This window comes from Caulobacter sp. LARHSG274 (assembly GCF_052871235.1).
The window spans coordinates 26,935-40,245 of record NZ_JBIXJO010000016.1; the positions used below are offsets into that span (position 1 = coordinate 26,935).

Here is a 13,311-nt window from a genome sequence, read left to right on the forward strand (position 1 = left end):
CAAGATCATCGGGGGCGACCGGGATCATGGCAAGATAAATTGAACGATATCGATCAGTTTATAGTTTTTCGGGACCCGGGGGCCGACTTACCCCCAAACGGCGTTCACGCCGTCAAGCGCGGCCCACTCACCTCGATCCTCAAGCAAGTCGGCCCCCATAAATTGACGTCGACACCCCCATTATCGTACAGATACGTTCGATAATGACAAACCGGCCCGGGCTCGTCGGCTCGCGGAGCGTCGCGAACGCTGCGCAGGCGAACCCAAGCTGGGCGAGCGCGCCCGCCGCGCACCAAAGGGATGGAGATCGGCTTGGCTCAGGAAACGGCGGGCATCAAGGTCGCCAGTCGCCGAGGCTGGGCGATGGCGTTGCTCTGCGCCTCGGTTCTGGCCCTGGAGGCGGGCGTCGCCAGCGCGGCTGGCGAGGACGCCCTTGAGGCTGGCTTCGTCAATCCGCCGAACGCCGCAAAACCACGGGTCTGGTGGCACTGGATGAGCGGCAACATCTCGGCCCAAGGGGCCCGGATGGACCTGGACTGGATGAGCCGCATCGGCGTCGGCGGCGTCCACGCCTTCTCCGGCGGCAAGCTGCCCGAACCGATCGTCGTGCCCAAGCCCATCCCGTTCATGTCGCCCGAATGGCGGGCGATTTTCCGCCAGTCCCTGGACCAAGCCCGCGCCGCCGGCCTGGAGCTGGGCATTGCCGGCTCTCCCGGCTGGAGCGAAACCGGCGGACCGTGGGTGGCGCCCGCTGACGCGATGAAGAAATACGTCTGGAGCGAAACGACGGTCGAGGACGGTCGCCCCCTGGCCGCCCCCCTCGCCCTCCCGCCCCGCACCAGCGGCGGCTTCCAGGGGGCCCGGACCGGCAAGTCGAGCGTCCAGGCCTATGGCGACGCGGCGGTCTTCGCCTTCCCGACGCCAGCGCTGGAGCGCCCGCTGGCCACGCAACAATGGCTTCGCAGCAGCGGACCCGCGGTCCTGACGGAAACCGTGCCCGGCGCGCCCGCCGAGGGCGCGAGCATCCGTCTGACGCCCGACGACGCGGGACAGGCCGCCTGGCTGGAGGCTCAATTCGCCGCGCCGGCGGCGATCGGCGCGGTGTCCTTGAACGTGCAGTTCGGCGCCATCCTGACGGTGGAGGCCGAGGACGCCTCCGGCGCCTTCACGGTCGTCGGCCAGGGCGCGATCGAGGCGACCGCGGGGCCCCTGGCGCATGGGGCGCCCCAGCAGACCCTGGCGTTCACGCCGGTGACCACCCGGCGCCTGCGCCTGCGCTTCCAGCCCCTGCCGCCGGTCCCGCTGCCGCCTGTCGCCCAGATGCTGCCGCCGCCGAGGACGATCACCTACGCCGTCAGCCGGCTTCAGCTGCATGGCGGCGCCCGCATCAACGGCTTCGAGGCCAAGGCCGGCTTCCAGCCCAGCGTCGACGACCACGCGGTCACGCCCGAGCCGCCGACGGGCGCGTTGATCGATCCCGGCAAGGTCGTCGACCTGACCTCAAGGCTGCGTCCCGATGGGACCCTGGACTGGACGCCGCCGCCCGGCCGCTGGACGATCGTCCGGCTGGGCTGGTCGCTGACGGGCGCCGTCAACGCCCCGGCCGAACCCGACGCCACCGGCCTGGAGGTCGACAAGCTCGACGCGACGGCGGTGCGCCGCTACCTCGACCACTATCTGGAGCTCTATCGCCAAGCCAGCGGCGACGCCCTCGGTCCCAAGGGCGTCCAGACCCTGCTGACCGACAGCTGGGAGGCCGGCGTCCAGAACTGGACGCCGGCCATGTTGGCGGAATTTCGCACGCGGCGCGGCTATGACCCCGCGCCCTGGCTGCCGGTGCTGACCGGACGGGTGGTCCGGAGCGCCGACGCCTCCGAGCGCTTCCTCTTCGACTATCGCCAGACCCTCAAGGACCTGGTGGCCGACAACCACTACGGCGTCCTGGCCCAGGAGCTGAAGGCCCGGGGCATGGGCTACTACACCGAACTGCAGGGCGACTATCCCAGGGCCATCGCCGACGGCATGACCGTCAAGGCCCGGTCCGACATTCCGACCGCGGAGTTCTGGTACCGGCCATTCTCCACCCTTGCCGGACAGCCGGCGCTGAAGGCCGATCTGGAGGAGGCCGCCTCCGCCGCCCACGTCTACGGCAAGCCCCTGGCGGCGGCCGAGTCGCTCACCGTGGCGGCCCCGCTCGATCCCTGGTCCTTTTCGCCGGCCATGCTCAAGCCCGTGGCCGACGAGATCTTCGCCCGCGGCATCAACCGGATCCTGCTGCATGAATCGCACCTGCAGCCGCTCGCCGACGCCAAGCCGGGCCTGGGCCTCTACATCTTCGGCCAGTCCTTCAACCGCAACGAAACCTGGGCCGAGCAGGCCGCGCCCTGGATCCGCTATCTGAGCCGCTCGTCATACCTTTTGCAGCAGGGCCGGTACGTCGCCGACGTGGCCTATTTCTACGGCGAGGAACACAATCTCACCGAGCTGTTCAAGGATCGCGTCAACACCGACGTGCCCCAGGGCTACCCCTACGACTACATCAACCCCGAAGCCCTGCTGACCCTGCTGTCGGTGCGAGACGGGCGTCTGGTGACGCCGAGCGGCATGAGCTATCGGGTCCTGTTCCTGCCCGACACCGTTCGCCGCCTCAGCCTGCCGGCGCTGCGCAGGATCCGCGATCTGGTCGCCGGCGGCGCGGTGCTGGTCGCCAAGCGGCCGCAGGGCGGCCTAGGCATGGGCGACGCCGACCCGGAAATCGCCAAGCTGGCGGACGAGATCTGGGGTGACGGGACGGCGGGCCGTCGCCTGGGGGCGGGGCGCGTCTATACGGAGCTGAAAGCGGCGCTGACCGCCGAGAAGATCACGCCCGACGTGGCCTTCGACCCGCCCGCGGCCGTCGGCGACCTCCTGACTCTGCACCGCTGCACGCCTGAGGCGGACATCTATTTCATCTCCAACCAGAGCGCCCTGCCCCGGTCGCTCACGGCGACCTTCCGGGTGCCGGGACGAGCGCCGGAAATATGGCGCGCGGAGTCCGGCCAGACGCAGCCGCTCAGCTACGAACGGACCCCTGCGGGCGTTCGCACGCCCCTGGAGCTCGATCCGCACGAGGCGTTCTTCGTGGTCTTCCGCAAGGCCGCCGCCCAGACCGCCTGGGCCGCCCCGGCGCGCCGGCGTCGCACGCTCGCCGCGGTCGAGGGCCCCTGGCGCGTGGCCTTCCAGCCGGGCCGCGGCGCGCCCGCGACGGCGCGGTTCGACACCCTGACCTCCTGGCCAGACGTCGCCGATCCGGGCATCAAGTATTTCTCGGGCGCAGCCGTCTATTCCAGGGACGTCCAGGTCAAGCGGGCCTGGCTGAAGTCCGGCGATCGCCTTGAGTTGGACCTGGGCGAGGTCAGGGAACTGGCCTCGGTGTCGGTGAACGGAAAGGCCGTAGCGACCGCCTGGCACGCCCCCTACAGGGTCGACGTCACCGGCGCCCTGAAGCCGGGCCGGAACGCCGTGGCCATCGAGGTCGTGAACCTGTGGCCCAACCGCCTGATCGGCGACAAGCAGCCGGGCGCCACGCCGGTCGGCTTCGCCCCGACCTCGCCCTACACCGCCAACTCGCCGCTGCTGCCCTCGGGCCTGCTGGGCCCGGTCCGGCTCGTGGGGGTGGGCGAAGCGCCGTAACCTGAAAGGCGGGGCGGCCGAGGCCGCCCCGCCTAGACCTCCATAAGGCGCTCGCCCTAGCGCGAGCCCAGGGCGATGCGAAGGGTTAGACCGAACTCCCGGGGCTGGGTGGTGGTGATGTCGGTATAGGTGCTGGTCACGGTCGTGGCGGCCGCCGTCCTGAAGGTCGGCGGCTGCAGGACCTGGTAGGTCGAGCTCAGCGGCGTGGTGCGGCTGAGCACCTTGGTCGTGTCGAAGACGTTCTTGGCGTAGAGGCTCAGCTCCCAGGCGCCGCCGGACTCCCGCACGCCGGCGAACAGGTTCAGCAGGCCGTAGCGGTCGACGTCGTCATAGACATTGCCAGGATCGCCCTGCGACTTGCCGAAGTACGACAGCATGCCGCGCACATAGCCGTCGACCTTGCCGGTGACCGGAACGGTGTAGTCGGCCTGCAGCGTGGAGCTGAACGGCGGCTGGGACGCCGAGCGCTGGCTGACGGTGCAGGAGCCGACATTGTCGGCGCCCACCGCCGCCTGCAGCTGCGCAAGGGTGGGCGCGCCCGTCACCGCGTCGGGGACGCCGTCATTGTTGAAGTCGTTGCAGGGAATGACCGCGTTCTTGATCTTGCCCAGCGCATAGCTGGAGACCAGGTTCAACTTCAGGCGCTCGGTCGGATTATAGCTGACCTCCGCCTCGACGCCGTTGACGGTCACCGGCACCGCCGCGACGAAATTGAACAGCGAGACCTGGGGCGTCACGGTCACGACGCCGCCCGTCACGGTGGCGGCGTAGTTGACATAGTAGACGCCGTTGTTGGGGGCCCGGTACGGGTAGTTCTCGAAGGTCTGGTGGAAGGCGCTGACGTTCACCCGCGCCTTGCCGCCCAGCAAGGTGCTCTTGAAACCGACCTCATAGGATTGCGAGGTTTCGGCCCGCAGGTGGATGAACGAGCGCTCCAGCGCCGATTGCGCGACGCTGAAGTTGCCGACCACGTCGACGCCGGGCCGGAACGAGGTCCCGGTCGTGGCGTAGACCATGAAGTCGCGCGAGAACGAATGCTTGGCCGACAGGCTGTAGATCACCTTGTTGACGTCGGTGGGCGGGTCGTCGAACCGCGCGCCCGAAACGATCAGGGCCGAGGTCGAGTTGTACTGGATATAGCGCGCGCCGCCGGCGATCTCGGTCGCCTCGCCCAGATGGAGGGTGAGGTTCCCGAAGGCCGACTGTTCGTGCGTGCGGCCGATGCGCTGAATCGGCGTCAAGGCGACCGTCGCCACTCCGCCTCCGAGAAAGGCGGGCAGGGTGACCGGGGTCTGGACCATCAGGTCGGACGGCGGAACGTTCTTGTCGTCGAACAGGCCCAGGACATAGTCGAAGCGTCCGAAGACCCGCTCCTCGTTCTGCAGCCGCAGTTCGTGCGAGGTGGAGTCGCTGCGCGTATTGTTGAACTGATAATAGTCGAAATTCGGCAGCGCATTGGCCAGGTCCTGGTTGGCCCGCGACTGGATGTCCTGGGTGTATTTCTGGAACTGGTAGATCAAGCGCTGGCCGGCGAAGGCATATTCCACCCGCCCATTGTAGATCTTGAACTCCTGGCGGTTTTCCCGAGGGGTCTCGCGGTTGCTCAGCCGGTCCTTCGCCCGGATCGTCACCGGACTGGCGGGGGCGGAAGGGTTGACCTGGTTGAAGGATTCCACCTGGTCGAAGAAACGGCTGTGGGTGACGATCTGCTGGTAGGAGCCCTCGATCGTGAGGGCGTCGACCGGGCGCAACAGCGCGGTGATGCGGCCGCTCTGGGACTTGCTGTCGGGCCCGCGGCTGTCGAGCGCCTCGCTGATGGGATGGACGCGGTTGGCCTTGTCGCCGTTGAACACCCCGGCCACGCGGATCGCGGCGACGCCTTCAAGGATCGGGATATTGACCGCGCCGTTGAAATTGGTGGTCCCGGTGTCGGTGGCGGTGACGCTGCCATAGCCGCCGGAGCGATAGAGATCGGGTTTGCGGGTCGTGACGGTGATGGAGCCGGACGGCGAGGCGCGGCCCCGCAGCGTGCCTTGCGGTCCCCGCAGAACCTCGATCTGGCCGATGTCGTACATCTGCTGCAGCACGACGCCGGCCGTGATCGGCGCATCGTTCTGGTAGAACTCCACCGTGGCGTTGTTGCCGCTGGCGTTGACCTCGAAATTGACGCCGCGGACCTGGGCGCTGCCGCCGATGCCATTGGCGTTGTTGGTCAGGCTGAGGCCCGGGACCACGTTCTGGACCTCGGTGAAGTCGCGGATGTTCAGCTTGACCAGCTCGTCGGGCGTCACCGCGTTGACCACCGCCGGCACGTCCTGGATGCTTTCGTCGCGGCGACGTGCGGTCACCACGACGACTTCGACCTCGCTGGCCGGGGCGGCTTCCGGCTTGGCGGCCGTCGCCGGGACCGGCGTTTCGACCTGGGCGGCGGCGCTGGCGGCGGTCGCCAGCACCAGCAAGCTGGACCCCGCCAGAATCTTCCATAGGCGACGCTTCATGACTGTTTCCTCCCCCGGTCCTGTGTCGGACCAACCGCAAGGTTGCCTTGCTGTAAATCTTGACGCTGAAGCGCCTGCACCCGGCCCGTTATGACGGGTTCTCGAGCACCATTACGAGACATTGAGTCTCACAATTGATTTTCTATAGGTCAACCTCGATCGAAGACAATCTTGGTCTCAAGGTCCGCTAAAACGCCGCCCCGGCGATGTTTTTCAAAGTTCGTCAGAATGAGGCCGGCCTCAGCGTCCCCGCTCCAGACGCGCACGTGGCCGGACGAAAGAGGGGCTGCATCAGGGCGCCAAAATGAGTAACCGTGAAGCATGAGCCCGTCAGCGCACGACTCCGACATTAACACCGACATTGGCCAAGAGGCGGTCCAGGCCGTGGAGCCCAAGTCATCCGCGCCAGCACGTTCAGGCAAAGGCGGCAATTCGGCGCGGCGCGCGGCGGCGGCCGATCTCAAGGATCGCCGAGCCTTCAAGACCAAGCAGGCGCTCCATCGCGGATTGCTGTCGCTGATCGCCGAGAAGGACTTCAGCAAGATCCTGATCGACGACATCCTCGAGCGCTCCCAGGTCAGCCGCGCCACCTATTATCGACACTACCCCACCAAGGAGGCGCTGCTCGAGCACGTCGGCGTCACCGAAATCGAACATCTGGTGGACATCGCGCTGCCGCTTCTGAGCGACACCGACACGCGCGCCAGCTGCCTGGCCGTCTGCCGCTATGTCGATCGTCACCGGGCCCTATGGTCGGCGCTGCTGACGGGCGGCGCGGCCGGCGCCATGCGTGACATCTATCGCCGCCTGACGATGGAACGGGGCCCCAAGCAGGTCGATATGTCGAAGCGGAACATTCCGCTCGATCTCGGCGCCAGCTGGGGGGTCGCCGGGACCTTCGAGATTCTGGCCTGGTGGCTAAGGCAGGAGCAGCCTGTCCCGGCCGAGATCGTTGCGTCCTACCTCGATCGCCTGGTCGTGCGTCCGGCCGTCGCCAGCGAATACGGCGTCGACGACTGACGCCTGCGACCCGCCCGGCCCCGCAGCCGAAACCCATATCAAAAGAAACCCCATCCGCATGAACGGATGGGGTTCAGGTGACGTAGCCGCCGGGGATGCGCCCGTGAAAAGCGCTGGCGGCTACGGAGGCTCGCAACAGGCTCGATCGCGAAGGGCGGCGAGCGAAATTTGACAACGCGCACTTTGTGAGACATCAAATCTCACAAGTCAATCGCCGGATTGACCCGCAGATCGACCACCTTGCGGAAGGCGACGCGCCCATGACCCCTCCTTCAAACCCCTACGCCCGAGGCGAGACGTCCTCAGGCGCGCCGCCGCGGGGTCGCCGCGGACCGCGTGCGCCGGGATTCATCGCCCCCGCGGCGTTCGATCGCGCCCGCCGTTCGCCGGCTTGACCGATCTGGATCGCCGGCGCTAGCTCATGTCTAGCACGCTAGCACCTGTCTAGCATATCGACAGACGGGCCCGACGATCCGGGCCGACCCCAACAGAAGAGCCGTTCAAGACATGTCCCAATTGATCGTCACGACCCGGGAAGGCGAGACGCAGACGCTCAAGGCCGAAGCCGGGCTCAGCCTCATGGAGATCATTCGCGACGCCGGCGTCGACGAGTTGCTGGCTCTATGCGGCGGCGTCTGCTCCTGCGCGACCTGCCATGTGCATGTCGATCCGGAATTCGCCGCGGCGCTGCCGACCATGAGCGATGACGAAAACGACCTTCTCGACAGCTCCAGCCATCGCGACGGAACCTCGCGCCTCTCTTGCCAGGTGCGGATGACCGACAAGCTGTCGGGCCTTCGCGTCCGGATCGCCGCCGAGGACTGATCCAACACCTGCCCCATGACGTGACGCCGCCGCAGAGCGGACGTCGAGAAAAGACCGCGGAGGAAAAGACATGCAGCCCCTGGAAGAGCGCGACTACTTCACCGACTACGAGATCCTCAAGGATCCCTATGCCTATTTCGAGGCCATCCGCGCCAAGGGGCCGGTCTACAAGCTGCCCGATCGAGACTACGTCATCGTCACGGGTTATGACGAGACCCTGGAAGTTCTCAAGAAGACCGAGGAATTCTCCGCCATCATCGGCGTCCAGGGCGCGGCCGCGCCGCTGCCCTTCACGCCGGAAGGCTCGGACATCACCGCCCAGGTGGAGGCCCACCGTCCAGACTTTCTCGGCGGCGATCTGCTGGTCAATTACGACGACCGGCAGCACACCTTTTCCCGCGCCCTGCTCGGCCCGCTGTTCACGCCGTCGCGCCTGCGGGCTAACGAGCGGTTCATCACCGACTATTCCAATGAGCTCGTCAACGATGCGGTGGCGCGCGGCGGTTGCGAACTGATCAAGGAGATTTCCACCCCCTTCGTGACCATGGTGATCGCCGACCTGCTCGGCGTGCCGATGGAAGACCGCAAGATCTTCATGGACGCCATCGAGGCGGCCCCGCCACCCGGCAGCCTCGAAGCGGGGGAAAACGACTTCAGCGCCGCCGACCACCCCCTGGTGGTGATGGGGACCTATTTCGCCGGCTATGTGCATGAGCGGCGGGCCAATCCCTCCGGCGACATCCTGTCGGAACTGGCCAACGCCGCCTATCCCGACGGCTCGACCCCGGACGCCATGGAGATCGTCCGGATCGCGACCTTCCTGTTCGGCGCCGGCCAGGACACCAGCGCCAAGCTGCTGGGCAACACCATGCGCTACATCGTCGACCAGCCCGGCCTGCAGGACCAGTTGCGCAAGGCCCCTTCGCTGATCCCGCAATTGCTGGAAGAGGTTCTGCGGCTGGAAGGCTCGACCAAGCAGACCGCCCGGCTGGCCCGCAAGGACACCACGCTTGGCGACGTGCCGATTCCGGCCGGGACGAAGGTGCTCGTGGCGCTGTCGGCGGCCAATCGCGACCCCCGGCGCTGGGAATGCCCGCGGGACCTGGTCCTGGACCGTCCGAGGATCAAGGAACACGTCGCCTTCGGTCGCGGCAAGCACGTGTGCGCCGGCGCGCCGCTGGCCCGCGTGGAGGTCCGCGTCATCCTGGAGAAGTTCCTCGAACAGACCTCGGACATCGACCTGGACGAAGCCCATCACGGCCCGCGCGGCGCCCGCAATCTCGACTACGAGCCCAGCTTCATCATTCGCGGCCTGGCCAATCTGCACCTGAAACTGACCCCGGCCCCGGGCTTCGTCGCCGCGCCGGCCAAGGAAAGGCCGCAAGCTCAGAAGCCCGCCGCCCAGCCGGCCGCGGCGTCGTCCGGCGCGCGCTACACGACGGCCGAAACCAAGATGGGCGCCCTGCTCGCCGATCCGGCCGCCAAGGCCCTGGTCGACAAGCACTTCCCCGGGATCAGCACCGACAAGCGCATGGGCATGGCCAAGGCCATGACCTTGCGCGCCATCCAGAAATTCGCCCCGGGCCAGTTCTCCGCCGAGGCGCTCGACGCCCTGGACGCCGACCTGGCGCAACTGGGCGCCTAGCCGGATTCGATCCCCACAGGTTCAAACAGGACGTTTCGCATGGAACTGGCCAAATGTTCGGCGCTGATCAATGGCGGCGCGGGCGGCCTGGGCGGGGCCACGGCCCGGCGCCTGGTCGAGCTCGGCGTTGGGGTCGTGGTGTTCGACCCGGACGGCGATCGCGCCCGCTCGCTGGCGGAGGCGTTGGGGGAACGGGCGATCGCCGTCGTCGGCGACCAGAATGTCGACGCCGACGTCGAGGCAGCGATCGCGGCGGCCCGGACGCTCGGGATCTTCTCCATCTGCGTCAACGCGGCGGGCGCAGTGTTCGTCACCCCGCCGGTCGCCGACGCCGACGGCGCGCCGCATCCGATGGGCCTGTTCGAGGAGATGGTCCGCAACCATCTGTTCGGGCCGTTCAACGTGTCGCGCCTGAGCGCCGCGGCCTTCGCCGGCAACGCCCCGGACGCCGACGGCCAGCGCGGCGTCATCGTCAACACCGCCTCGACGGCGGCCTATGACGGCCAGGCCCGCCAGGCGGCCTACGCCGCCTCCAAGGGGGCGATCGTCGGCCTGACCACGTCGATGGCCCGCGACCTGGCGGCGATCGGCGTGCGGGCCTGCGCGATCGCCCCTGGCCCGATCATGACGCCCCGGCTCAGCGGCGCGCCCCCGGCCCTGCAACAGCGCCTGATCGCCGACGTCGCCTTCCCCAAGCGGCTGGGACGCCCCGAGGAGTACGGCCTGCTGGTCGAGGCGATCGTCCGCAACCCGTTCCTGAACGGCCAGGTCATCCGCCTGGACGGCGCGATGTCCACCCAGCTGGCCGTCATCGGCTAACCCGATCTGCCCGCCGGACCTTCAAAAACATCATCGAGGGCGGAGCGTCCGCCCCGGCATTAGGAGAGACCAAGATGAACAGCCAGCGCGTGGTCGTCGTCACTGGCGGCGCCTCGGGGATCGGGCTTGGCGTCAGCCAGCTGTTCGCCCGCAACGGACATCCGGTCGCCATGCTCGACGTCCAGGAAGGCGCCCTGGCCCGCGAGAGCGCGGCGCTGCGCGACCAGGGAGCCAAGGTGCTGACCCATCGCGTCGACGTCACCGACCGCGCCCAAGTCGAAGCCGCCTACGCGGCCGTCCGCGACAATCTCGGCCCGATCGCCATCGTCATCGCCAACGCCGGCATCTCGCACGCGGCCGATTTCCAGACCCTGCCGGTCGAGACCTGGCAGCGGATGATCGACGTCAATCTGACCGGCGTCTTCCATACGATCCAGCCAGCGCTGCCGGACATGGTGGCGGCCAAATGGGGGCGCATCGTCACGATCTCGTCCCAGGCCGCCCAATCCGGGGCCCAGGACCGGGCGCACTACGCCGCGTCCAAGGGCGGCGTCATCGGCCTGACCCGCTCGTTGGCCCGCGAGCTGGCCGCGCTCGGCATCACCGTCAACACCATCCCGCCGTCGGTGGTCGACACCCCGCTGGCGCAGGAAAGCGTCCGCACCGGCCAGTTCCCCTCGCTGGACATCATTTCCCAGGCCATTCCGATCGCCCGGCCGGGCACCCCCGAGGACATCGCCTTCGCCTGCGAATATCTCTGCTCGGACAAGGCCAGCTACGTCACCGGCCAGGAAATCAACGTCAACGGCGGCATGTACATATAGAACGGCCCGAAGGCTGGATCGCCGGCGCGAGGCATCGTGGCGCCGGCGGGACTTCACTGCGCCGGCATGGCAGGATGAATCGACGAGAGGCGGCCCGGTCGGGCCGCTCAGCCATGGGAGCAGGGATGGTTTCGAACCGGCGCAGAGGGGGTGAAAGCTCGGCGGTGCGCGCCGCCTTGATCGACGCCGCCGAAGGCTTGATCCGCGAAGGCGGCTATCCCGCCGTCACTGCCCGCAATCTCGCCGAGAAGGTCAATCTCAAGCGCCAGATCGTCCACTATTACTTCAAGTCGATGGACGACATCTTCATCGCGGTCATCCAGAAGAACACCGAGGCGGTGAAAGTCCGACTGCACGAGGCCATGGCGTCGAGCGAACCGCTCCGCGCCCTCGAAGCGGTCAATCGCGATCCCGAACAGGCGATTCTGGCCATGGAGTCCAACGCCCTGGCCAACCGCCGCCCCGCCGTCAGGGCGCAGGTGGCGCAGTCCACCCATGAGCTGCGCGCCCTGCAGACCGCCCTGCTGACCGAGCTTCTCGAGCGGCGCGGCATCGTCCCGGCCATGCAGCCCATCGTCGCGACCGTGCTGCTGAGCGGCCTGGCCCAGGTGCTCGCCCTGGAAGCGGCCATCGAGGTGAGCAGCGGCCACGCCGAAACCCACGCCTTCATCGACGCCTGCCTGCGGGCCTTCGCCGAGGGCCGCGATCCGCCGTTCCTGGGCTCGATGAACGCCGGTTAGTTCAGGAGGCTTGGCCGGCCTTCTACTTCATCAGCGCTGATTTCAGCTCGGCCAGAAAGGCGTCCAGGCGGCAAAGCCTTTCCCCCGGCGCGGGATGACACGCCAGCTTGAGCGCGCGCCGGACCGGCGGGTTGGCGAGGGACAGGGGAACCAGCCGCCGCATCTGGTCGGGCGTCTGCGCCTCGTAATAGGCCTCGACGAACCGGCGTCCCTGGCGGTCGACCAGAACCTGCAGCTCCAGGGCGCCGCCGATCGGCGGGTCGTCCTGGCCGTAGCCGTCCATCTTGAAATGGGCGCCGATCAGGCTGGCCAGGGCGGCGATGTTGTTGTCGTGCCCGACGAAGACGTTCACGGCGGGCGCGTCCTTGGCGGCCAGGATCTCGGAGATCCGCCGGGCCATCGGCCCGCCGATGCGCCGGGCCATGTATCGCGGCCGGGCATGGACGTCGAACAGCAGGGCGTGCAGGCGCGAGACGTCTTCCAAGGTCTTCGGCGAGGCGCGCCCCCAGCCGACCTGATCGAAGGGCAGGCCCTCGGCATATTGCAGCATGAACACCTGGGCCGTGCCGGAGAGGATGGCGATCGGCCCCTCCAGGATCAGGCCGTCGCCCGTCGGGGTCGCCGCCAGGCGGCTCCTGGCCGCGCCGATGTCGCAGGTGGGCTTCACCCTGTCGCAGCCCAGCACACGCTCCATTTCGCGGATCTTGCCGGCGTAGGGGGCGACCAGGGCGGCGGGACCGCCGTTCTCGGCCGTGATCGCCGCGGCGGCGTCGACGCCGCTGAACTCCACCGCCTTGGCCTCGATCGGGTGGAACAGCGGGTCCTCGGTGTCGAGCGGCTGGTGACCCACGGTCAGCCCGCAGCCAGGCGCGAAGCCGTCGGCGAAGGCCTCGCCGCTGGCGATGGTGCGCTGGGCGCTGTTGGTCCAGATCGCGATCGCGCCGGGCGCGGGACACCCCTGGGCGGCGGTCAGCCCCAAGCTGGACAGGCGCTGGAGATCATAGGCGCCCATCAGCCGCGCCGCCTCGCGGCCATGCGGCGTCAGCAGGCTGGGCGGCGTGCTCCAGACCGGCCAGGGCGGATGGGCGTAGGCGTCGACCGCCGCCTCGCCCGGTAAGGGCGCGCGAATGCCGTGGCGATACAGCATCACGGTGCGCTCGACCTTGAGCGGACCGCGCGATGCCGGCGTCTGGGCCTCGGCTCCGCCGCCCAGGGCCAGCAGCGCCGCCACGGCGAGGATCGGAAGAATGGACTTCATCAGGCGCGCC

The 13,311-nt window shown here is 68.2% G+C and carries 9 protein-coding genes; 7 read left to right on the forward strand and 2 right to left on the reverse strand.

From position 1 onward, the window contains the following. The first annotated feature begins 312 nt into the window (after window positions 1-312). On the forward strand, window positions 313-3,672 hold the full coding sequence (locus ACIPQB_RS20175; protein WP_446487044.1) for a glycosyl hydrolase: 3,360 nt from the start codon (window positions 313-315) through the stop codon (window positions 3,670-3,672). A 56-nt stretch (window positions 3,673-3,728) separates the two neighbouring features. Here the strand turns inward: ACIPQB_RS20175 and ACIPQB_RS20180 are convergent, their stop codons facing one another. Then, window positions 3,729-6,170 carry a TonB-dependent receptor gene (locus ACIPQB_RS20180; RefSeq protein ID WP_446487045.1) on the reverse strand — a complete coding sequence of 814 codons (2,442 nt, stop codon included), beginning with the start codon at window positions 6,168-6,170 and terminating at the stop codon, window positions 3,729-3,731. A 321-nt stretch (window positions 6,171-6,491) separates the two neighbouring features. On the opposite strand from ACIPQB_RS20180, the gene ACIPQB_RS20185 reads away from it, so the two are divergent. From ACIPQB_RS20185 to ACIPQB_RS20210, 6 genes are all read left to right on the forward strand, one after another. Then, window positions 6,492-7,190 carry a TetR/AcrR family transcriptional regulator gene (locus ACIPQB_RS20185; RefSeq protein WP_446487046.1) on the forward strand — a complete coding sequence of 233 codons (699 nt, stop codon included), beginning with the start codon at window positions 6,492-6,494 and terminating at the stop codon, window positions 7,188-7,190. A gap of 507 nt (window positions 7,191-7,697) precedes the next feature. Further along, window positions 7,698-8,015 (forward strand): 2Fe-2S iron-sulfur cluster-binding protein, encoded by a 318-nt coding sequence (locus ACIPQB_RS20190; RefSeq protein ID WP_446487047.1) that lies wholly within the window; start codon window positions 7,698-7,700, stop codon window positions 8,013-8,015. A 70-nt stretch (window positions 8,016-8,085) separates the two neighbouring features. After that, a complete protein-coding gene (locus ACIPQB_RS20195) occupies window positions 8,086-9,660 on the forward strand; it encodes a cytochrome P450 (protein ID WP_446487048.1) in 1,575 nt (524 codons plus the stop codon). A 39-nt stretch (window positions 9,661-9,699) separates the two neighbouring features. Next, window positions 9,700-10,479, forward strand: a complete 780-nt coding sequence (locus ACIPQB_RS20200) for an SDR family NAD(P)-dependent oxidoreductase (protein WP_446487049.1) — start codon at window positions 9,700-9,702, stop codon at window positions 10,477-10,479. Between the two features lie 74 nt (window positions 10,480-10,553). Next, window positions 10,554-11,303: an SDR family NAD(P)-dependent oxidoreductase gene (locus ACIPQB_RS20205; protein ID WP_446487050.1), complete on the forward strand. Its 750-nt coding sequence runs from the start codon at window positions 10,554-10,556 to the stop codon at window positions 11,301-11,303. A 164-nt stretch (window positions 11,304-11,467) separates the two neighbouring features. Further along, window positions 11,468-12,043 carry a TetR/AcrR family transcriptional regulator gene (locus tag ACIPQB_RS20210; RefSeq protein WP_446487051.1) on the forward strand — a complete coding sequence of 192 codons (576 nt, stop codon included), beginning with the start codon at window positions 11,468-11,470 and terminating at the stop codon, window positions 12,041-12,043. Between the two features lie 22 nt (window positions 12,044-12,065). On the opposite strand, the gene ACIPQB_RS20215 is transcribed toward ACIPQB_RS20210, so the two are convergent. Further along, entirely contained in the window at window positions 12,066-13,301 is a 1,236-nt protein-coding gene (locus ACIPQB_RS20215) for a histidine-type phosphatase (RefSeq protein ID WP_446487052.1), read from the reverse strand. Window positions 13,302-13,311: the final 10 nt, after the last annotated feature.

What these genes read in the sequence shown, in the direction of transcription:
- ACIPQB_RS20180 (WP_446487045.1), bottom strand. Translation starts at nt 6,170, where the DNA reads ATGAAGCGTCGCCTATGGAAGATTCTGGCGGGGTCCAGCTTGCTGGTG.
- ACIPQB_RS20185 (WP_446487046.1), top strand. Translation starts at nt 6,492, where the DNA reads ATGAGCCCGTCAGCGCACGACTCCGACATTAACACCGACATTGGCCAA.
- ACIPQB_RS20190 (WP_446487047.1), top strand. Translation starts at nt 7,698, where the DNA reads ATGTCCCAATTGATCGTCACGACCCGGGAAGGCGAGACGCAGACGCTC.
- ACIPQB_RS20195 (WP_446487048.1), top strand. Translation starts at nt 8,086, where the DNA reads ATGCAGCCCCTGGAAGAGCGCGACTACTTCACCGACTACGAGATCCTC.
- ACIPQB_RS20200 (WP_446487049.1), top strand. Translation starts at nt 9,700, where the DNA reads ATGGAACTGGCCAAATGTTCGGCGCTGATCAATGGCGGCGCGGGCGGC.
- ACIPQB_RS20205 (WP_446487050.1), top strand. Translation starts at nt 10,554, where the DNA reads ATGAACAGCCAGCGCGTGGTCGTCGTCACTGGCGGCGCCTCGGGGATC.
- ACIPQB_RS20215 (WP_446487052.1), bottom strand. Translation starts at nt 13,301, where the DNA reads ATGAAGTCCATTCTTCCGATCCTCGCCGTGGCGGCGCTGCTGGCCCTG.